At 71.9% G+C, this 20,675-nt stretch carries 19 protein-coding genes; 6 read left to right on the plus strand and 13 right to left on the minus strand.

Going from position 1 to position 20,675, the window contains the following annotated elements; genetic code table 11:
* The first annotated feature begins 186 nt into the window (after positions 1 to 186).
* Positions 187 to 633, plus strand: a complete 447-nt coding sequence (locus LQ222_RS10610) for a MaoC/PaaZ C-terminal domain-containing protein (protein WP_230166321.1) — start codon at positions 187 to 189, stop codon at positions 631 to 633.
* 133 nt (positions 634 to 766) lie between these two features.
* Here LQ222_RS10610 and LQ222_RS10615 read toward each other — a convergent pair whose 3' ends face one another.
* From LQ222_RS10615 to fusA, 4 genes are all read right to left on the minus strand, one after another.
* Positions 767 to 2,047, minus strand: a complete 1,281-nt coding sequence (locus LQ222_RS10615) for a hypothetical protein (protein WP_230166322.1) — start codon at positions 2,045 to 2,047, stop codon at positions 767 to 769.
* Positions 2,048 to 2,057: 10 nt separating this feature from the next.
* A complete protein-coding gene (locus LQ222_RS10620) occupies positions 2,058 to 2,318 on the minus strand; it encodes a hypothetical protein (protein WP_230166323.1) in 261 nt (86 codons plus the stop codon).
* The gene (locus tag LQ222_RS10625; RefSeq protein WP_230166325.1) at positions 2,303 to 2,548 is read right to left on the minus strand and encodes a hypothetical protein; all 246 of its coding nucleotides are present in this window, start codon (positions 2,546 to 2,548) and stop codon (positions 2,303 to 2,305) included. Before LQ222_RS10625 ends, LQ222_RS10620 begins: the two co-directional genes overlap by 16 nt.
* Before the next feature lie 351 nt (positions 2,549 to 2,899).
* Positions 2,900 to 4,981 carry an elongation factor G gene (gene fusA / locus LQ222_RS10630; RefSeq protein ID WP_230166327.1) on the minus strand — a complete coding sequence of 694 codons (2,082 nt, stop codon included), beginning with the start codon at positions 4,979 to 4,981 and terminating at the stop codon, positions 2,900 to 2,902.
* Positions 4,982 to 5,228: 247 nt separating this feature from the next.
* Here fusA and LQ222_RS10635 point away from each other — a divergent pair, with 247 nt between their 5' ends.
* Together LQ222_RS10635 and LQ222_RS10640 are read left to right on the plus strand one after the other, a co-directional pair.
* Positions 5,229 to 6,530: a DUF1800 family protein gene (locus LQ222_RS10635; RefSeq protein ID WP_230166329.1), complete on the plus strand. Its 1,302-nt coding sequence runs from the start codon at positions 5,229 to 5,231 to the stop codon at positions 6,528 to 6,530.
* A complete protein-coding gene (locus tag LQ222_RS10640; RefSeq protein WP_230166330.1) occupies positions 6,527 to 7,720 on the plus strand; it encodes a DUF1501 domain-containing protein in 1,194 nt (397 codons plus the stop codon). The genes LQ222_RS10635 and LQ222_RS10640 overlap by 4 nt, the downstream gene beginning before the upstream one ends.
* A gap of 7 nt (positions 7,721 to 7,727) precedes the next feature.
* Here LQ222_RS10640 and uraH read toward each other — a convergent pair whose 3' ends face one another.
* The 5 genes from uraH to LQ222_RS10665 all read right to left on the minus strand — a co-directional run bounded on the left by uraH (position 7,728) and on the right by LQ222_RS10665 (position 11,955).
* On the minus strand, positions 7,728 to 8,090 hold the full coding sequence (gene uraH / locus LQ222_RS10645; RefSeq protein WP_230166331.1) for a hydroxyisourate hydrolase: 363 nt from the start codon (positions 8,088 to 8,090) through the stop codon (positions 7,728 to 7,730).
* Between the two features lie 121 nt (positions 8,091 to 8,211).
* Complete coding sequence (locus tag LQ222_RS10650) at positions 8,212 to 9,216, minus strand: hypothetical protein (protein ID WP_230166332.1); 1,005 nt, start codon at positions 9,214 to 9,216, stop codon at positions 8,212 to 8,214.
* The gene (locus tag LQ222_RS10655; RefSeq protein WP_230166333.1) at positions 9,213 to 9,965 is read right to left on the minus strand and encodes a hypothetical protein; all 753 of its coding nucleotides are present in this window, start codon (positions 9,963 to 9,965) and stop codon (positions 9,213 to 9,215) included. Before LQ222_RS10655 ends, LQ222_RS10650 begins: the two co-directional genes overlap by 4 nt.
* The gene (locus LQ222_RS10660; protein ID WP_230166334.1) at positions 9,962 to 10,636 is read right to left on the minus strand and encodes a hypothetical protein; all 675 of its coding nucleotides are present in this window, start codon (positions 10,634 to 10,636) and stop codon (positions 9,962 to 9,964) included. The genes LQ222_RS10655 and LQ222_RS10660 overlap by 4 nt, the downstream gene beginning before the upstream one ends.
* A 137-nt stretch (positions 10,637 to 10,773) precedes the next feature.
* Complete coding sequence (locus tag LQ222_RS10665) at positions 10,774 to 11,955, minus strand: urate hydroxylase PuuD (RefSeq protein ID WP_230166335.1); 1,182 nt, start codon at positions 11,953 to 11,955, stop codon at positions 10,774 to 10,776.
* Between the two features lie 223 nt (positions 11,956 to 12,178).
* Here LQ222_RS10665 and LQ222_RS10670 point away from each other — a divergent pair, with 223 nt between their 5' ends.
* Both LQ222_RS10670 and serA read left to right on the plus strand, forming a co-directional pair.
* Positions 12,179 to 12,592 carry a hypothetical protein gene (locus tag LQ222_RS10670; RefSeq protein ID WP_230166336.1) on the plus strand — a complete coding sequence of 138 codons (414 nt, stop codon included), beginning with the start codon at positions 12,179 to 12,181 and terminating at the stop codon, positions 12,590 to 12,592.
* A gap of 87 nt (positions 12,593 to 12,679) precedes the next feature.
* On the plus strand, positions 12,680 to 13,930 hold the full coding sequence (gene serA, locus LQ222_RS10675) for a phosphoglycerate dehydrogenase (protein WP_230166337.1): 1,251 nt from the start codon (positions 12,680 to 12,682) through the stop codon (positions 13,928 to 13,930).
* 45 nt (positions 13,931 to 13,975) lie between these two features.
* Here serA and LQ222_RS10680 read toward each other — a convergent pair whose 3' ends face one another.
* From LQ222_RS10680 to LQ222_RS10695, 4 genes are all read right to left on the minus strand, one after another.
* On the minus strand, positions 13,976 to 14,182 hold the full coding sequence (locus LQ222_RS10680) for a hypothetical protein (protein WP_230166339.1): 207 nt from the start codon (positions 14,180 to 14,182) through the stop codon (positions 13,976 to 13,978).
* Between the two features lie 163 nt (positions 14,183 to 14,345).
* Positions 14,346 to 15,368 carry an amino acid ABC transporter substrate-binding protein gene (locus LQ222_RS10685; protein ID WP_230166341.1) on the minus strand — a complete coding sequence of 341 codons (1,023 nt, stop codon included), beginning with the start codon at positions 15,366 to 15,368 and terminating at the stop codon, positions 14,346 to 14,348.
* 346 nt (positions 15,369 to 15,714) lie between these two features.
* Positions 15,715 to 17,580 carry a TRAP transporter fused permease subunit gene (locus tag LQ222_RS10690; RefSeq protein ID WP_230166342.1) on the minus strand — a complete coding sequence of 622 codons (1,866 nt, stop codon included), beginning with the start codon at positions 17,578 to 17,580 and terminating at the stop codon, positions 15,715 to 15,717.
* Between the two features lie 72 nt (positions 17,581 to 17,652).
* Positions 17,653 to 18,681, minus strand: a complete 1,029-nt coding sequence (locus tag LQ222_RS10695; protein WP_230166344.1) for a TAXI family TRAP transporter solute-binding subunit — start codon at positions 18,679 to 18,681, stop codon at positions 17,653 to 17,655.
* 197 nt (positions 18,682 to 18,878) lie between these two features.
* Between LQ222_RS10695 and LQ222_RS10700 the strand changes: the two genes are divergently transcribed.
* Positions 18,879 to 20,456: an ABC transporter substrate-binding protein gene (locus LQ222_RS10700; protein ID WP_230166345.1), complete on the plus strand. Its 1,578-nt coding sequence runs from the start codon at positions 18,879 to 18,881 to the stop codon at positions 20,454 to 20,456.
* Positions 20,457 to 20,675: the final 219 nt, after the last annotated feature.

Raw genomic sequence — 20,675 nt, forward strand, 5'->3', positions numbered from 1 at the left:
AGCAGGATCCTCTGCCGCGCGCTGGGGGTTGCGGCCCCGCCCGGTGCCTGCGCGCCGCGCCAACCCGAACCAGACACCTTGCGTTCCGGATGCGCAAGAACAACGGCGGGGCGCTGCCAGCGCCGACGCGCAGCGGGGCCGCGCGCGAATTCAGCCGCGCGAGGGTTTGCTGTAGGGTCCGCCGCGATGACCGACCCCATCCGCTCCCTCGACGACCTCGCCCCCGGCATGGCCTGGGACCTCGGCACGCTCACGCTGTCGCATGAGGAGGTCGTGGCCTTCGCGTCCAACTACGACCCGCAATACTTCCACCTCGACCCGGTTGCGGCGCGCGAAAGCATCTTCGGCGAGCTGGTCGCGAGCGGTCTGCACACCCTCTCGGCGGTCTTCGGGCGCGTCATGGGCAGCGGGCTGCTCGCGCAGGTCTCGCTCGGCGGCAACCAGATCGACACGAAATGGCCGGCGCCGCTGCGCCCGGGCGAGGAGATCGCCATCCGTACGGAGGTGCTCGAACTGCGCCCCTCGCGCTCCGGCCGCCCGCTCGGCATCGCGAAGCTGAAGCATACCGGCAAGCGCCTGTCCGACGGCGTCGTGGTGATCGAGGCGGTGGGGACGCATTTCCTCAGGCGTTGAGGCGGGCCAGCGTCACCGCGTTGCGTCAGGCGGCGACGCCCGACAGCGTCACCGCGTTATGTCAGGCGGCGACGCCCGGCAGCGTCACCGCGTTATGTCAGGCGGCGACGCCCGGCAGCGTCACCGCGTTATGTCAGGCGGCGACGCCCGACAGCGTCACCGCGCCATCGGCCAGCGCCACGACGACCAGCGTCTCGGTCTCCTGCGGTGGCGGCGCAAGCCCGGCCAGCGCCAGGTGCCGCGCGCCCGGCATCACGCTGGTCACCCGCGCGATCGGCAGCGCCGCGCGCCAGGCCACCGCCCCCGCCGCATCGACGCGCAGCAGCGTCAGCCCCTGCCCCGGCATGCCTTCCAGCACCAGCACCCCGGGCGGGTCGGCGAGCAGGATCGGCGCCTCGCCCCCCGCGGTCAGGAAGCCGGCCAGCGTCAGCCCGGCCACGCCCGCCAGGCGCGCCACATCGACCAGCCTTTCCGCCTGGCCGAAGCGGTCGGGAAAGTTCGCCGGCCAGCCGGGCGGCGCGGCCGAGCCCATCCTTACCGCACCGCGCCACAGCTGCTGCGTGGTGCCCGCCCCCGGCGCGGTGGGTGACAGGAAGCGCGTGCCCGGCCCGCGCGCCGCCACCGGCGGGTCCAGCCGCGCATCCCTGGGCGGCAGGCCGAACCAGGCCTCGCCCAGCCGTGCCTCCAGCACCCGGAAGGCGGTCGGCCCGCCCGGGCCGAAGGCGGCGGCGGCGCTCAGCGCCGGCAGCGGCCGCGGCGCGGGCGCCGTCGTCGGCGAGGCCACGAAATCACGCGGGTCGATCCGCCAGGCCGGCCCACCGCGCGGGTCGAACACCAGCGCATCCGCCAGCCGCACTTGCCCGCGCACCGGGCTCGCGAGCCCGGGCACCGCCGCATTGCGCCCGGCGATGCCGGCCTGGTCGGCCAGCACCTGCCCATCCACCGCCGAGACCGCGCCGAGCCCATCCAGCCACAGCCAGATCGTCGCCCCCTGTTCGCCGATCAGCCCGTCGCGCATGTCGTGGCTGCCGCGGCTGTCGATGCGCCGGCTCTCCATCGTCACAAGGTGCGCGACGAAGCGCGTCACCAGCTCGGGCAGCGCGAGGGCGTGCAGTTCCACCCGCTCCCGCGGCGCAGGCTGGCCGGGTGCGTCGGTGGCGTCCTGCTCGCTGCGCCGAGTGAGAAGGAACAGCGTGTCCTGCCCGCCCAGGCTGGTCCGCAGCGGCGGCGGCAGCAGGCGGCGCGGACCCAGGCGCTGCGGCGGCGTGCCTTCGAAGGCCGCGTAGATCGCGCCACCGACCAGCGCGGTCGCCAGCAGCCCGACATAAAGGCCGGCCGTCACCAGGTGGCGCCGGCCGGTCCCGCCGGGCGCCGGCGGCGCGGGCGCGTCGCCCTGCCCCGGCGGCCAGGTCACTGCCGGGCGCTCAGCGGCAGGAACACGACCCGCCGGCGCCGCCGAAATTGCGCCGGGCGAAGTTCTCGGCATCCGATCGCGTGCTGAAGCCCGGCCCCATCTGGCAGAAGGACGTGCCGCGCGCGATGCGCATCTGGTCGGGGTCGCGCATGTCGACCTCGATGCGCCCATGCGAGCAATAGACCCAGTAATCCGCGAGGGCTGCGACCGGCGCCATCAGCGCGGCAGCGACCAGCAGCGCCGGGGCGCGGCGCATCAGCGGCACGAGCACGGCCGCCCCGCGCCACCGAAATTGTTCCGCGCGAAATCCTGCGCGGAGGACAGGAAGCCGAATTTCGGCCCCATCTGGCACACGCCCGACCCGCGCGCGATGCGCATCTGGTTGGGGTCGCGGCTGTCGACCTCGATGCGGTTGTTGGCGCAATAGACATAGTAGTCGGCATGCGCGGCGGCGGGCACGAGCACCGCGGCCACGGCCGCGGCGGCGAAGACCAGTCTCATGGCGGCGATCCTCCGGATGGTTTCCCCCGGGGAAGGATGCGGCGCGGCGGCGGCGGGCCGCAAGTGACGCCTGTTACGAAAACGGCGCGCGGGGATGCCCCGGCGCGCCGTTCGCTGAAGCGTTTCAGACCGCCAGGGCCGGCCCGCAGGCCGAAGCGTCACCGCCGGAACCAGCGGCCCGATGCGCTGCCTAGGGCCGGGAGCGCATGGGCGCGACCGCGCCCGGACCATCAGCCGCGCCGGGACCACCAGTGCAAGGCGCGAAAGCCAAGCCCGCGGATGCGGGTGCCGGCGGCCGAGGTCAAACAATGCGCAGAAAAACAAACGGCCGCCTCTCGGCGGCCGTCTGGATCAGGCGGACTTCGCCATGATCTCGTCCGCGATGTTCCGCGGCACGGGATCGTAGTGGTGGAACTGCATCGAGAAGGACGCACGCCCCTTCGTCATGCCGCGCAGGTTCGAGATGTAGCCGAACATCTCCTTCAGCGGCACATGCGCGCGCACGATGACCGACGTGCCCGCCATGTCCTGCGACTGGATCACGCCGCGGCGGCGGTTCAGGTCGCCCACGACGTCGCCGACATGGTCCTGCGGCGTGGTCACTTCCACGTCCATGATGGGTTCGAGGATGACCGGCCCGGCCTTCTTCATGCCTTCGCGGAAGCAGGCCTTGGCGGCGATTTCGAACGCGAGCGCCGAGGAGTCGACGTCGTGGTACTTGCCGTCCACCAGCGTGTACTTGAAGTCCACGGTCGGGAAGCCGGCCAGCACGCCGGTATCGGCCTGCACCTTGATGCCCTTTTCCACCGCGGGGACGTATTCGCGCGGCACCGCGCCGCCGACCACGCCGTTGACGAACTCGATGCCCTCGTTGCGCTCCTTGGGCTCGAAGACGATCTTCACTTCCGCGAACTGGCCCGAACCGCCGGTCTGCTTCTTGTGGGTGTAGGTCTCGGTGTGGGACTTCGAGATCGTCTCGCGATACGCCACCTGCGGCGCGCCGATATTCGCGTCCACGCCGTATTCGCGCTTCAGCCGGTCCACGATGATCTCGAGGTGCAGCTCGCCCATGCCCGACAGGATGGTCTGGCCGGTCTCCTGGTCGGTGCGCAGGCGCAGCGAGGGGTCCTCGCCGGCCAGCTTCTGCAGGCCGAGCGTCATCTTCTCGACGCCCTCCTTGGTCTTGGGTTCGACCGAGATGTCGATGACCGGCACCGGGAAGGCCATGCGCTCCAGGATCACCGGGTCGTCGTTCGACGCCAGCGTGTCACCCGTGCCGGTGTCCTTCAGCCCCACGAAGGCGGCGATGTCGCCGGCGGAGACTTCCTTGATCTCCTCGCGCTTGTCGGCATGCATCTGGAACATCCGCCCGATCCGCTCGCGCGAATCCTTGGTGGTGTTCTGGATCATGTCGCCCTGCTTCAGCGTGCCGCGATAGACGCGCACGAAGGTCAGGTTGCCGTACTTGTCGTTGATGATCTTGAAGGCCAGGCCGGCAAACGGCGCATCCGGGTCGGCCGGGATGTGCCGGCGCTCCTGCGTCTCGTCCATGCCCTCGTCCGGGGCGACCTTGATCCCCGGGACGTCGATCGGGGACGGCAGGTAGTCGATCACCGCGTCCAGCAGCGGCTGCACGCCCTTGTTCTTGAAGGCCGTGCCGCACAGCACCGGGCGGAACTCGCCGCTGATGGTGCCCTTCTTGATGCAGCGCTTCAGCGTCTCGACGCTGACATCGCCCTTCTCGAAGTATTCCTCCATCGCCGTCTCATCGACACCCACGCAGGTGTCGATCAGGATCTGGCGGTATTCCTTGGCCTTCTCGGCCAGGTCATCGGGGATCGGCGCGTCATGATACGCCGCGCCCAGCTCGTCGCCCTCCCAGATGATCGCCTTCATCTCGACCAGGTCGACCACGCCCAGGAAGGTGTCCTCGATGCCGATCGGCAGCTGCAGCGTCACCCAGTTGATGCCGAGCTTCTCGGTCAGCGTCGCCGCCGCCTTGTAGAAATCCGCACCCGTGCGATCGAGCTTGTTGATGAAGATGATGCGCGGGACGTTGTAGCGGTCAGCCAGGCGCCAGTTGGTCTCGGACTGCGGCTGCACGCCGGCGACGCCCTCGATGATGAAGATGGCGCCGTCCAGCACGCGCAGCGACCGGTTCACCTCGATGTTGAAATCGATGTGGCCGGGGGTGTCGATGACGTTGATGCGGTGGTCGTTCCACACGGCGGTCACGGCCGCGGAGGTGATGGTGATCCCCCGCTCGCGCTCCTGGTCCATGTAGTCGGTGGTGGTGTTGCCCTCGTGGACCTCGCCGATCTTGTGCGACTTCCCGGTGTAGTAGAGAATCCGCTCGGTCGTCGTGGTCTTGCCGGCGTCGATATGCGCCGTGATGCCGATATTGCGGATTCGATCCAGCGATGTGCGCGCCACGAGGGCCTCCATAAGCAGCAACAGGCGCCCGCGCCCGGGCTTTCGCCCTGCGCCGCCCGCAGAATGATACGCCGATCAGGGGTTCGCCGATCAGTCGGTGCGGCTATCTGCGACGTCCGGCCCGGCTTTGCAAGCGCAACATGGCGCCGGGCGGGCCCGCGCGGCGCGTACCGCCCGTTCCGGCGGGCAGGCCACGACACGCTTCGTTGCATGCGCTGCCCGCACGGTCGGGCTATTGTGGGCGGCCATGGATGCCACGCCCGTCATCGCCGCCACGCGCTTCGCCCATGGCCGCCGCCCGACCGACCCCGTCCCGGCCGACCCGGCCGCCTGGCTGGCCGCGCAGCTCGCCCCGGGCCTGGTCGGCCCGGCCCTGCCCTCCGACCTGCCCACCACCCTGCCCGCCATCTTCGCCGCCCAGGCCGAGGACACCATCAGCACGCGCGCCGGCATGGGCCGGCCCCACCAGCGCCGCATCCTGGCCGCCGAATCGGCCGCCATCCTGGGTTTCGCGATCGAAACGCCCTACGGCTTCCGCGAACGCCTGGTCGCCTTCTGGGCCAACCACTTCACGGTGTCGCGCCAGAAGGTCCCGTATTTCGTCGGCAACATGGTGCGCGAGGCGATCCGCCCGCACGTCACCGGCCGCTTCGAGGACATGCTGCTGGCCGTCACCCGCCACCCGGCGATGCTCTTCTACCTCGACAACCAGGGCTCGATCGGCCCCGACAGCCGCGCCGGCCAGCGCCGGCAGCGCGGGCTGAACGAGAACCTGGCGCGCGAGATCCTGGAGCTGCACACCGTCACCCCCGCGGCGCGCTACACCCAGGCCGACGTCACCGCCTTCGCCAAGGTGCTGACCGGCTGGTCCTATACGCCCAGCCGCGACCCCTTCGGCTTCCAGTTCCGCGACAACGCCCACGAGCCCGGCGACAAGACCGTGCTCGGGCGCACCTGGCCCGAGGGCGAACAGGGCGGCGTGCAGGCCCTCGCGTGGCTGGCACGCCACGAATCGACCCATCGCCACCTGGCGACCAAGCTGGTGCGCCATTTCGTCGCCGACGACCCGCCGCCCGACGCCGTGCGCCCGGTCTTTGCCGCGCTGCGCGACAGCGGCGGCAACCTCGGCGCCGCCGCGCGCGCGCTGATCGCCCTGCCCGCCGCCTGGTCGCCGCCGCTGTCCAAGCTGCGCACGCCGACCGACTACGTGCTGGCGGTGCTGCGCGCGGTCGAGGCCCCCGCCGACCAGGCGGACCGCACGGCGCTCGGCACGCTGAACTACCTCGGCCAGCCGCTCTGGGGCGCCCGCGCGCCGATCGGCTGGCCCGATGTCGCGACCGACTGGGCGGTGCCCGAGACCATGCTGCGCCGGGTCGAATGGGCCAATGGCGTGTCGGCGCGCGGCGCCGGGCGCGACGCGGCGGAGCTGGCGGAAGCCGTGCTTGGCCCCCTGGTGCGCCCCGAGACACTCCGTGCCTCCGCCCGAGCCGGATCAGCCCGGGAAGCCCTGACCATCGTGCTGACCAGCCCGGAGTTCCACCGCCGATGAGCCACCTGCCCGCCTTCGGCCGCCGCGCCGCGCTGCTGGGCCTGACCGCCGCGCTGACCCTGCCGCGCGCGCGCGTCGCCTTCGCCCAGGCGCCGGGCGAAGCGCGCCTCGTGGTGGTCATGCTGCGCGGTGGCCTGGATGGGCTGTTCGCCGTGCAGCCCTATGGCGACCCGGCGCTGCGCGACCTGCGCGGCCCGCTCGCGCTGCCCGAACCGGGGGCCGAGGGCGGGCTGCTCGACCTCGGCGGCCGCTTCGGCCTGCATCCGCGCATGACCAGCCTGCACGCGATGTATGCGGGCAACGAGGCACTCATCATCCACGCCGTCGCCGGCAACTGGCGCACGCGCAGCCATTTCGACGCGCAGGACCTGCTGGAATCGGGCGCCGACCAGCGGCTCGCGAGCGGCTGGCTGAACCGCGCGCTGTCGGCGGTGCCGGCGCGGCCGGGCGCGCAGCACAATGGCCTGGCGGTCGGCACCGACATGCCGCTGCTGATGCGCGGGCCGACGCCGGTCGGCAACTACGCCCCGCGCGGCAGCGCCACGCCGCCGCCCGACCTGCTGGCCCGCGTGGCGGAACTCAACGCCGCCGACCCGATGACCGGCCCGGCCATCGCCGAGGGCCTGCGGATCCGCGGCTATGCCGTGAGCACGCTGGGCGACGCCGCGGCGATGCGTCCGCAGCCCGGCGGCGCCTTCCGCGCCCTCGCACTCTCCGCGGGCCGGCTGATGGCGCAGGCGGACGGGCCCCGTGTCGCTGCCTTCGAACTCTCCGGCTGGGACACCCATGCGCAGCAGGTGACGCGGCTGAACGGCCCGCTGTTCCAGCTCGACGAAGGCTTCGGCGCGCTGAAGGAATCGCTGGGCGACCACTGGCGCCGCACCGCCGTGCTGGTGGTGACCGAATTCGGCCGCACGGTGCGGGTGAACGGCACCATGGGCACCGACCACGGCACCGGCGGCGTGGCCTTCCTGCTGGGCGGCGCGGTGGCCGGCGGGCGCGTGGCGGGGAACTGGCCGGGGCTGGCGGGCAACCTGTTCCAGGACCGCGACCTGGCGCCGACCACCGACCTGCGCTCCATCGCCAAGGGACTGCTGCGGGACCACCTGAAGCTCGCCGGCCCTGCGGTGGCCCGCGCCTTTCCCGGCAGCGACCTGGCCGTGCCGATGGGTGGGCTGCTGCGCGCCTGACCGCGCGTCAGGATCCGCGATAGGTCGTGTAGGACCACGGCGTGCACAGCAGCGGCACGTGGTAGTGCCCGCGCCCATCGGCCAGCCCGAAATTCACCGCCACCACATCGAGGAACAGCGGGTCGGGCGCGATGCCGCGCGCGGTGAAATACGCCCCGATGTGGAAGCGCAATTCGTAGCGGCCGGCGCGGAAGCTCCCCGGCGGCAGCAGCGGGTCGGCCGTGCGGCCATCGGCATTGGTGATGGTCTCGGTCACCACCGCGGGCGCGGGGTCCATCCGCCACAGCACGACGCGCACCCCCGCCGCCGGGATGCCCTCGGCGGTGTTGAGCACATGGGTGGACAGCGTGCCGGGTCCAGGGCCTGTCATCGGGCGAGCTCCTCGCTGGTGGTGCGACGGCCTGCATCGGCGATGCACGGCACGGGCGGAAGGCCGGCCGCGCCCGCGCCCCGGCGGCCCGGCACGGCGGCCGGTGGTCCGCCCCGCCGCATCAGAAGCTCATGCCGATGCCGGCCGAGACGCCGATGATGTTGTTCTCGCCGAGGAAATACCGCGCCACCACCCGCACCCGGCTGAGGTTGATGCCAACCGCGCCGACCTCGTAGCGCCCGACATCGATCTCGATCCCGCCGCCCAGCTTCATCGCCCAGCCGAAGCCGATCACCTTCTCCTGGTCGCCGAGGTACAGGCTGAAATTGGTGTCGATCACCCAGCGCACCGGCCGGCCGAAGGCCTCGAAGCCGGTCGGCCAGCGGTAGCGCACCCACAGCCCCAGCGTCTGCGCCATGGATGTGCCGCGCGCCGCCGGCAGCGTGTCCCCGAAGGTCTGCAGGTACAGCTGCGTGTAGCGGAGCTCGACATCGATATCGCGCGGCGGCTGGTAGTCGTAATAGGCGAGCGTGAGCGACCCGCCGATGCCCCAGACATTCACGTTGCGGCCGGTCAGCGCCTCGATGTCGCGCCCGGTGCGGTAGTTGATGAACTGCCCGAACAGCGCGGCGTCCGACGCCGCATACCCGCCCGCCAGGTTGAAGATCGGCCGCAGGAACAGGTATTCGGCCAGGCGGATGTCGTAGCCGATGCCCCCGGTCAGCGCGACATTGTTCCAGCGCAGCGGCGTGTTGCGCGGCGGCAGGTTGGTGAAGACCGCCCGCGGGTCGTAGCGCGCCATGCCGAGGAACGCCTCGGTATACAGCGCGAAGCTGTCGCTCCAGGTGAAGCCGAAGCCGTATTGCGAGAGGGTCAGCGTCGGGTCGCCCTGTTCGTTGTTGCCCACCGTGGTGCGGTTGATCTGCAGCGAATTGGACGACCCGTCCGGCGTCATGTTGTAGCCCATCAGCGCCAGCACGCCGCCCGGGCGCGACGCCAGCTGCCCGCGCAGCGCATCGAGCCGCCCGAGCACGTCCTCGAGCCGCTCCCCGCTTCGCTGCGCCCGCGCGCCGGGCGCGACCAGCAGCAGCGCGACCAGCGCCAGCAGCGCGGGCATCACCCTCATGGCGCCGCCGGCAGCGCGACGACCGCGCGCGGCAGCGCCATCGCGGCGCGCGTCAGCCGGTCCTGCTCGGCGTTGATGCGCTGCACGACCTCCTCCGAGGTGATCCGGCTGGCGCGGTCCTTCAGCAGCGCGTGCCCGGCGCCGACCTGGCGGACCATCGCGGCATAGGCCGCGCGCGCCTGCGCGTGGGCGCCGGTCGCGCCGGCATCCGGCGCGACGCTGCCCGCCAGCGCCGCGACCAGCGCCTGCACCGCCGGGTCGAAGGCGGCGATCGTGTCGCGCAGTTCCGGCGCCTGCCAATTGCCGCGGCTGGCCAGGCGCAGCGTCCGCCCGATCGTCGCCACCGCCGCCCCGCCCGCCGCATCGCCCGCGGCGGCGCGCGCCGCGAGGTCGACGAAGGGATCCTCCAGATAGGGCAGCACCCCGTCATCGGCCATGCGCGCCAGCGCCGCGAGGTAGGTCGACAGCGCCTGCTGCATCGCCAGCGCGCCGTCGCGCGATTCCGTGGACGCGCCGTCGCGCGACACATTCGACGCGCCTGCGCGCGATGGAGCGGTCGCGCCGGCGCGCGATGGATCGGGCACGCCGTCGCGCGATGCCGTGGGCGCGCCTCCGCGCGACACCACCGCCACACCGCCCGGGTCGTCGACGGCTATGCTCGCGACGCGCGCCCAGTCGCGCACCGGCGTATAGTCGGGCGCGCTGCAGGCGCCCAGCACCAGCAGGGCCAGCACCGCGGCGCGCCTCATGGCTGCACCACCGCCGCGACCAGGCCGGCGGGCTGCACCCGCGCCGCCACCATCGGATCGGGCGGCAGTCGCCGCGCCAGGCGCGCCATCCGGTCCTGCGCCGCCATGATGCCGCGCGCCACCTCGCGCGCCCGGATATGGGTCGCGTTCGCCCTCAGCATGGCATGGTCCTCGCCGATCGCCGCCAGCAGGCGGGCATAGGTCCCGCGGTCCGCATCCCCGCCGGCGTCAAGCCCGGCCGCCAGCGCGCCGACCAGCGCCTGCACCGGCGCATCCGCGGTGCGGATCACCTGGCGCAGGCGGTTGTCCTCGACCAGCGGGGCGGGGGCGGCGCTGTTGGCGCGCGCACCCGGCGCCAGGTTGGCCGCGCGCGCGGCCGCAAGGATCACGCCGATCTCGTGCACCGCCCGCCCCGCCGCGGGGTCGGCCACGGCGGCGCGCGGCGGCAGCGCGGCGAAGGCGGCGGCATCGAAGGTCAGCGGCTGCTCATCCTGCGCCAGCACGCCCAGCGCATACAGGTAGATCGCGAGCGCCGCCTGCTGCGCCGCCAGGCCATCGCGCCGGTCGGGCGGGGCCAGCAGCGCCGGGCGGTCGACCGCCACGCTGGCCGCGCGCGACCAGTCGCGCAGCGCGGTATTGGGCGGCAGCGCGCAGCCCACCACCAGCAGCACGGCAACCAGCAGGGCGGGGCGGCGCGGCAGAAGCGGTCTCCTTCAAAGCCGCGCGGCGGCTTCAGCCATGACGCCCGGCACGTAGCATCCGGGCCGCGCGCCCGCCACCATGGCCAGGCGATGCCACCGCGCGCGGCTCATTCCACCGGCGCGCCGGCCGCCACCCAGGCGAGCAATCTCCCGCGCTCCGCGGGCGTGATATCGGTCAGGTTGCCGGGGGGCATCGCCTCGGTCTGCACCTGCTGGCGCATCGCCGCCGCCCAGCGGCGGATCTGCTGCGGGGTTTCCATCACCACGCCCTTGGGCGGCGCGGCGAAGCCCTCCTGCGTGGGGCGCGCCGCGTGGCACGACACGCAGCGGGAGGCGACGATGGTCTGCACCTCGGCAAAGGGCGGCGCCTCGGCCGCCCCCGTCGGGCGTTCCGGCGCGCCGGTCCAGACCAGCAACGCCACCACCGCCGCAGCGCCCGCCGGCAGCCAGACCGGGTTCGCCCCCTTCTGGCGCAGCACGAAATACTGCCGCACCAGCGCCCCCGACAGCCCCACCGCCAGCAGCACCAGCCAGTTCCAGCGCGACTGATACGTCATGGGGTAGTGCGGCGAGATCATGATGAAGATCACCGGCAGCGTCAGATACGTGTTGTGGACGCTGCGCTGCTTGCCCCAGCGGCCGTATTTCGGGTCCGGCGCGTCGCCGCGTTTCATCGCCTCGACCATCTTCCGCTGGCCGGGGATGATCACCATCGCCACGTTCGCCACCATGATGGTGCCGGTCATGGCGCCGACCTGCAGGAAGGCGCCGCGCCCGCCGAACACATGGCAGGCCACGAAGGCCACCACCGCCAGCGTCGCGGCGCCGATCGCGCCCAGCAGCGCCTCGTTCTCGCCGTGGCGCGACCGGCACAGCAGGTCGTAGCCGACCCAGCCGCCGGCCAGCATCGCCGCGCTCAGCGCCACCGCCAGCCAGGGCGCGATGTCCAGCACCGCCGGGTCCACCAGGTAGGTCGAGGCCTGCACCCAATAGATCAGCACGAACAGCGCGAAGCCGCTGAGCCAGGTCCAATACGCCTCCCACTTGAACCAGTGCAGCGTCTCCGGCAGGCGTTCGGGCGCCAGCAGGTATTTCTGCTTGTGGTAGAAGCCGCCGCCATGGATCGACCATTGCTCGCCCGCCACGCGCGGGTTGCCGTCGGCGGGCCGCTCCAGCTGGTTGTCCAGGCCGATGAAGTAGAAGGACGTGCCGATCCAGGCGATGCCGGTGATGACATGCAGCCAGCGCAGCAGCAGGTTGGCCCATTCCGAAAGATAGGCGGCGTCCATCGAGCATCCCCGCGCGGTTCGACCAGTTCCCCGCCGGATGGACCCATCCGATCGGGTGAAGATGCTCGCCGGAACCAGGTGCCGGAGGCGTTGCTGCGAGCCGAGGCGCGCGGCAACGCCTCCGGCGCTGCCGCTGCGGTGCAGCATGAAGCGTCGCGGCGCGCGCCGGCAAGGGGCCTTCGGCGGCGATGACCCGCCGCGCCGTCCCTGGCATGATCGGGCGATGCGATCACCCGCGCGCGCCTGCCTCCTCGCCATCGCGGCCCTGGCGACGGCGGGGCCCGCCACGGCGCTGGACGCCAAGCTGCTGCTGCGCTGCACGGGCTACGCCGCGGCCACCGGCGCGCCCGACGCCGAGGCCCGCCAGCCCTTCGACATCGCGATCGACACCGGCCAGGGCAAGGGCTGGTTCGACGGCGTCGCGGTGTCGCAGAACCGCCCCGGCCGGCTGCTGGCGGATGCCTCGACCTATCGGGTGAAGTGGCGCGGCAGCTGGGGCGGCGGGGCCATGACCGAATGGGTGCTGGTGGACCGGGTGGATGGCAGCCTGGTCGGCCATTTCACGCATCCCGACGGGCAGGGCGTGCAGCGCCATCGCTGGGGCGGCGCCTGCGTGCCCGTCACCCGCCGCTTCTGACCAGGCCGCGCGGGCGGCGCACCCCGCCCCTTGCGCGCGCCCCGGCCACGCGGCAGTAACCCGCGCCCCAGCCACGGTCACCGCCCCATGTCCCCTGCCCGCCTGTCCCTGCCCAAGGACAAGATCCGCATCCTGCTGCTGGAGGGTGTCGCCGACAGCGCCGTCGCGCGCCTGGCCGAGGCCGGCTACGCCACCGTGAAGCGCGAGGCGAAGGCGCTCGACGGCCCGGCCCTGGCCAAGGCGCTGAAGGGCGTCCACATCCTCGGCATCCGCTCGCGCACCCAGCTGACCGAGGAAGCGATCGCCGCCGCCGACCGGCTGTTCGCGGTCGGCTGCTTCTGCATCGGCACCAACCAGGTCGCGCTCGGCGCGGCAACGACACGCGGCATCCCGGTGTTCAACGCGCCGTTCTCGAACACCCGGTCGGTGGCGGAGCTCACCCTCGCCGAGATCGTCATGCTGATGCGCGGCATCTTCCCGAAGTCGAACGCGGCCCACCGGGGCGACTGGGACAAGTCGGCGGCGAATTCCTGGGAGCTGCGCGGCAAGACGCTCGGCATCGTCGGCTACGGCAATATCGGCAGCCAGCTCTCGGTCCTGGCGGAAGCCTTCGGCATGCGCGTGATCTACTGGGACCACACCGGCAAGCTGCCGCATGGCAATGCGCAGCCGGTCGCCTCCCTGCCCGCGCTGCTCGCCGAGGCCGATGCCGTGTCGCTCCATGTGCCCGAGACGCCCGACACGGTGGACATGATCGGCGCCGCCGAGATCGCCGCCATGAAGCCGGGCGCGGTGCTGGTGAACAATGCGCGCGGCAGCGTGGTGGACCTCGATGCGCTGGCATCCGCCCTGCGGGCGGGCCATGTGCTGGGTGCGGCGGTCGATGTCTTCCCGGTCGAACCCTCGGGCAAGGACGAACGCTTCGCCTCGCCGCTGCAGGGCCTGCCGAACGTGATCCTGACACCGCATATCGGTGGCTCCACCGGCGAGGCGCAGTGGCGCATCGGCGAGGAAGTGAGCCGCAAGCTGATCGAATATTCCGACACGGGTGCGACGGTGGGCGCGGTGAACTTCCCGCAGGTCCAGCTTCCCGCGCGGCCGACCGGCGCGCGCTGGGTGCATGTGCACCGCGACGCGCCCGGCATCCTGTCGCGCATCAATGAAAGCTTCGCCCGGCGCGGGCTCAACATCTCCGGCCAGTACTACCAGACCGCCGGATCGGTCGGCTACGTGGTGGTCGACAGCGAGGAAGCGCGCGCCGATGCGCAGGCGATCCTCGAGGATTTCCGCAACCTGCCCGGCACGATCCGCGCGCGCCTGATCTACGACCGCCACTGACGGCGCCCGGCCGGCCGCGCCCGATCGGACGCGGCCGCCGGCGCATCAGCGGCGCAGCAGGAAGCCCAGCACCATGCCCGTCAGCAGCGAGGCCAGCATGGCCTGCACCGGGCGGTTCTGGATGCGTTCGACCGTGCGCGTGGCGCAGGCGGCGGCGCGGTCGACCGCGTCCTTCGCCGTATCCGCGGCGGCCTGGGTGGCGTTCTGCACGGTCTCGGCCGCGCGATCGATCTGTTCGAGGTTGCCGCTCATGGCTGCTGTCCTTCCGGTTGGAATTCCAGCAACGCGCGGCGAAGGCCCCGGTTGAGGCCGGGCGGCGAATTCCCGCCCGGCGGCCGCGCGCGGCACGCGCAGGCCTGGCAGCATCACGGGACCAGGCCCGCCAGGCTGGGGGGCCGGCGGGCCTGGCCGTCGTTCAGCGGATCGGCATGGCGTACATCAGCCCGCCGCGCGTCCACAGGTCGTTGACCCCGCGCGGCAGCCCGATCGGCGAGCCGGCGCCGAGGTTGCGGTCGAACATCTCGCCATAGTTCCCGACCGCCTTGATGGCGTTGTAGGCCCAGCGGCGATCGAGGCCCATCAGCGGCCCGTGGTCGCCGGAATTGCCCAGCAGCCGGCGGATCGACGGGTTCTGGCTGGCCAGCATCTCGTCGAGATTCACCTGCGTGACGCCCAGTTCCTCCGCCTCGATCAGCGCGAAGACCGTCCAGCGCACGATGTCGAACCACTGGTCGTCGCCGTGGCGCACCGCGACCGCCAGCGGTTCCTTGCTGATGATGTCGGGCAGGATGATGTGCTCGTTCGGATCGCGCAGCGCGGTGCGGATGCCGGCCAGTTGCGAGGCATCCGTCGTGAAGGCGTCGCAGCGGCCGGAATTGTAGGCGTTGCGGGTCTCCTCGTTCTGGTCGAAGACCAGCGGCTGCACGCGCACATTGTTGGCCCGTGCCCAGTCCGCCAGGTTGAGCTCGTTGGTGGTGCCGGAAGTGACGCACACCGTCGCCCCGGCAAGCTGCGCGGCGCGCTGCACGCCCGCCGACCGGCGCACCATGAAGCCCTGCCCGTCGTAGAAATTCACCGCGGTGAAGTTCAGCCCGTTCGCGGTGTCGCGCGTCTGGGTCCAGGTGGTGGTGCGCGGCAGCACATCGACCTGGCCCGATTGCAGCGCGGGCAGCCGCGCCTGGGACGACAGCACGATGAAGCGCGCCTTGGCCGCATCGCCCAGCACGGCGGCGGCGATGGCGCGGCAGGTATCCGCATCCAGCCCGCGATTGACGCCTTGGCTGTCCAGCACGTTGAACCCCGGCGCGCCCGGGTGCGATCCGCAGATCAGCGCATCGCGCGAACGCACCGCGGACAGCGTCGGCCCAGGGCTCGCGGTCTGCGCGATGGCGGTCCCCGCGAGGCAGGCGGCGAGGGTGGCAAGCAGGGGCAGGCGCATGGCGTTCCTTCCGGGATTTGGCGCGACGGCACGGCGCGCGGGCGCATCCTAGCCCCCGGCGGCGGCGGCGCACACCGTCCGGCGTCGCGCGCGAAGCCCGCCGGGCAGCACGACCTCTGCGGGCAAACCCTCGGCAGGTGACCATGATCCCCGGTTGCGCGTGGGTGCACCGCGCGCCTGGCGCTGATCCCGGCCAGCTGGACGCATCCGGCCCGGCGCGGATGCCCGCGACACGACAGGCCCGGGGGCCATCGAGGCATCCAGCATCACGACCCGTTCTTCATGCCCGGGCCGCGGCGCGTGGCGGGCATGGTCCGCACCGCCCGGCGCGGGCCGGCGGCGCGATCTACGCCGCCCGCCGGTCGCGCTGCAGCATCCCCTGCGCCACCGCCACGCCGGCCAGCGCGACCACGCCGACGGCAAGCCGGATCTCGTCCGGCGCGGCATGCCCGAACGCCGCGAACATCCCCGCGATGCCGAGGCCGACGCGCAGCACCACCCCCATCGGGCGCAGCAGGAAGCCCGCATAGGCCGCCGTGATCAGCGTCAGTGCCGCGACCTGGATCGCGGTCGCGCTGACGATCTCCACGATCCCGCCGCGCATCATGATGCCGGGGTCGTACAGGAAGGCGAAGCCCACCGTGAAGCCCGCGATGCCGAAGCGCGATGCGTGGACGCTGGCGAGGGTCGGGCTCGCCTTTGCGATCGCCGCGGCGGCGAAGGCCGATGCCGCGACCGGCGGCGTCGCGTCGGCGATCACCGCGAAATAGAAGATGAACAGGTGCGCCTGCATCATGTCGATGCCGAGCGGCCGGCCCAGTTCCAGCAGCTGCGGCACGCCGATCGCGGCCGCGATGATATAGGACGGCGTGGTCGGGACACCCAGCCCCAGCACCAGCACCGTCACGCACAACAACACCGCCAGCAGCCCGAAGCTGCCGCCGGCGATCTCCTTGATGATGCCGCCGAAGGCCACGACCATGCCGGTCGCCGTCAGCACCGAGACCACGATGCCCGAGGCCGCGATCGCCACCGCCAGCGGCGCCATGGTCAGCCCGGCATTGGTCAGCGCCTCGAACACCTGGCGCCAGCCCATCCGCGTGCGTGCGCGCAGCAGCGATGCGCCGACCATCGCGAGCGTCGCGCAGAAGGCGGCGTAGTTGCCGCTCCAGCGCTCCATCATCAGGTAGACCAGCAGGCCGATCGGCAGCACCAGGTGGACATCGGCCAGCACCTCGCGCCAGGCCGGGATGTCCTTCAGCGCCATCGGCTCGATGCCGAGCTTCTTCGCCTCGAAATGCACGGCCGCCAGGATCGCGAAGTAGTACAGCACCGCGCCGATCGCCGCCGCGACCAGGATGTCGCCATAGGGGATGTTGGTCATCTCCGCCATGACGAAGGCGGCCGCCCCCATCACCGGCGGCATCAGCGCGCCGCCGACCGACGCCGCGCTCTCGATCCCGGCCGCGACGGCGGGCCTGTAGCCGATGCGGATCATCAGCGGGATGGTCATGGCGCCGGTGGTGATGACATTGGACACCGACGACCCGCTCATGGTGCCGAACAGCCCGGAGGAGACCACCGCCACCTTGGCCGGCCCGCCGCTGTAGCGCCCCGCCACCGCCGCGCCGAAATTGGCGAACAGGCGCCCCGTCCCGCTCGCCTGCATGAACGACCCGAACAGGATGAAGACCGCGATGGTGGTGGCGACGATGCCGGTCAGCGGGCCATAGACGCCGCCCGCCGTGGGCACCAGCCAGGCGGCTTCGAGGATCTCGGCGGTGGTGAAGACGCGGGTGTTGAGCACGCCCGGCAGGTGGTGCCCGAAGAACATGTAGGCCAGGCAGCCGATCGTCATCCACGCCAGCCCCGGCTCCACCGCGCGGCGGATCGCCTCCAGCATGGTCACGATGCACAGGACGGCCAGCACCATCATCGTCGGCGTGAAGGGGTCGACATATTCCATGCGGTCGGACACCGCATCGGCATGCACCACCACCCACAGATGCGGCGCGGCGGAGGCCAGCGCCCAGGCCCAGTCGAACACGCTCGGCCGGCTGGCCGGCGAGCGTGACGGGAAGGCCGGGTAGAGCAGGAACAGCGGCGGCGTGAAGACCAGCAGGTGCAGGCCGCGCATGGTGATGGGTTCGGGAAAGCCGAAGCCGCCGAAATACAGGTGAACGGCCGACCAGAAGGCCAGCCAGCCGAACACGCCCGCTCTCAGCCAGGCCGGAAGTTCGCGCACCGCGGTCCCCTCAATCCATCGCGACGCGGTGCGCGCGGGTCACGCCGCGGGCGGGTTGACGCCGGCGGCGCGGAACGCCGCCGCCGCCCCGGGATGGAACGCCACGCCGCGGTAGTTCACCGCCTTGGCCGGTGTCCAGCCGCCCATCGACGGATGGATCTGCGCCAGCCGCGCGCCCTGGTTCTTGATCAGCGTCGCGGTGATCTTCTGGGCGATCTCCGCCGGCACCGATTCATTCACCAGGATCACGCTGTCCATCATCGTCACCGGGATCGCGCCATCGAGCAGCGCCGGATAGTCCGACTTCTCGAGCGTGCCCTCGGCATAGGAATACTGGTCGATCATGTGCTTGCGGACATCGTCCGCGAAGGCGGTCAGCCGGCCGCCGCGGCGGCCCTGCGCGATCTCGGTCATCAGCGCGGCAGGCTTGGCCAGCGCGACATACAGGTAGTCCACCTGGCCGTCATTGTAGGCGGCGCCGATATCGGCATAGGACCCGTTCAGGTAGCGCCCGCCCTCGGCGCGGATCCTGTCGGGGCTGGAGCCCAGGAAGCGCAGGATGCGCTGCAGCGTCATCTCATCCGTCGAGGAGCGCTGCGGCGCGCCGATCTTCACGCCGCGCTGCGTGAGGATGCCGCGCAGGTCGGCCGGCCCCGCGCCGGTGTGGCGCAGCAGCAGGTGTTCGGTCGGCGAATAGCCGGTGCCCAGGCAGCGCAGCCGCTCATGCTTGGCGGTGTAGGGTTCCTCGCCCTTCACCGCGGAGGCGGCGAAGGTGTCGATGCCCCAGCCGATCTGCGACTGGCCGTTGTTGATGCGCGTGGAATTCGCGAGGCCGCCGCCGGGCACGACGCGCAGCTGGATGTCGGGATTTTCCTCCCGGATCAGCGAGGACAGGCCGGCCGCCATGGTGTACCAGCCGCCGCCCACCGATCCCGCCACCCATTCGAGCGTGGTCTGCGCCGCCGCGGTGCGGATGAAGGGCAGCGCGAGTGCTGCGCCGATGGTCCCGCGCGCGATCGCGACCAAACTCCCGCGCGCGATCGCGCGACGACCGATGAAATGCGTCATTGCCAGCCTCCTGAGCCTGCGGACGCGGCATGGAAGCAGGCTTGCCCCCCGGCCGCAACGCCGCAGCACGGCGGGCTCGCCCAACCGCGCCCCCTGGTGATGCAATCGCCGCGCCATGGCGCGCCGTGCCACCACGCCGCCATGGCGCCCGCCGCCGCGGAATGCGAGGCTGCCGCCAGGCCAGCATGGAGGCAGCGATGCAGCGCAGGACCATTCTTCTCGGCGGGGCGGGACTGCCCTTCGCAGCCCCTGCCCTCGCGCAGGGCAACGCCGCCCATACGCTGCGCTTCATCCCGCAGGCCGACGTCACGGCGGTGGACCCGATGTCCACCACCTCCTACGCGGTGCGCGACCACGGGCACATGTGCTGGGATACGCTGTACGGCCTCGATGCCGACTTCGTGCCGAAGCCGCAATTGTGCGAAGGCCATGTCGTCGAGAATGAGGGCCGCCGCTGGGTCTTCACCCTGCGCGAGGGCATCCGCTTCCACGACAACGAACCGATCCGAAGTGCCGACGCCATCGCCTCGATCCGCCGCTGGGCGCTGCGCGATTCCCTCGGCCAGTCGCTGATGGAGCGCGTCGAGGCGATGACCGCGCTCGATGACCGCCGCTTCGAGATCAGGCTGCGCACGCCCTTCGGCCCGATGCTGGATGCGCTGGCGAAGCCGTCCTCCTACCCCTGCTTCGTCTATCCGCAGCGCTTCGCCGAGGTGGATCCCGCCCGCCCCTTCACCGAGGTGGTGGGCTCCGGCCCCTACCGCTTCGTGCCCGATGAACGCCTGTCGGGCGCGCGCACCGTCTATCGCCGCTTCGAGGGATACCGCCCCGCACCGGCCGCGGCGTCGTTGCTCGGCGGGGCCAAGCACGCGCATTTCGAACGCATGGAATGGCGCATCATGCCCGATGCCGGCACCGCCTCCGCCGCCATGCAGGCCGGCGAGGTCGACTGGTGGCAGCAGGTGGTGCCCGACCTGCGCCCGGTGATGCGCCGCCACCGCGACATCGTGCTGGAGCGCGTGGATTTCGGCGGCCTCATGGCGATGCTGCGCTTCAACCACCTGCATCCGCCCTTCGACAATCCCGCCATCCGCCGCGCGCTGCTGCACAGCGTCACGCAGTCGGACTTCATGACATCGATCATGGGCGACGACCGCTCGCTGTGGTCGGACGGCATGGGGGTGTTCCCGCGCTCCTCCCCCCTGGTGAACGATGAAGGCATCGCCGCCGTGACCGGCCCGCGCAGCACCGATGCGGCGCGCGCCGCACTTCGCGCGGCGGGCTACGCCAACCAGCGCGTGACCGTGCTGCACCCGACCGATGTCGCGAACAACAACGCGCTGTCCACCGTGCTGACCGACACGATGAAGCGGTCCGGCCTGAACGCCGAGAGCGCGACATCGGATTGGGGCACGGTGTTGCAGCGCCGGTCCAACCGCAATCCGCCCGACCAGGGCGGCTGGAACGCGCTGGTCGTGCTGTTCGGCGGCATCGACCTGGCCAATCCCGGCCAGCACCCGCTGCTGCGCGCCAACGGGCTGAATGCCTGGTTCGGCTGGCCGACCAGCCCCGGGCTGGAGTCGCTGCGCGAGGAATGGCTGGCGGCCGGGCCGCTGCCGGCGCAGCAGGCGGTGGCGCGGCGCCTGCAGACGCAGTTCTGGGCCGACCTGCCGTTCATCCCACTGGGGCAGTACTTCATCGACAGCGCCTGGCGGCGGGATATCAGCGGGGTGCAGAAGGGCATGGCGCTGCCGTTGAACGTGCGGCGCGGGTGAGACGGGCGGACCGCGAGAGGCTTTGCCCCCTCCGGACCTCCCCCCACCAGGAGGCTACGGCCCCCTGGACCGCGGGTTTTGAATCGGGGGATTTGGGGAGGGGCATCGTCGGTGCCGCCTTCGCCGCTGGACCGCCATTCCCCTCCCCAAATCCCCCGATCAACCGGAGGGTTCCAAGGGCCTTAAGCCCTTGGCGGGTGGGGGTCCGGGGGAGGGCAG

This window comes from Roseomonas sp. CECT 9278 (assembly GCF_918698155.1).
GTDB lineage: Bacteria > Pseudomonadota > Alphaproteobacteria > Acetobacterales > Acetobacteraceae > Neoroseomonas.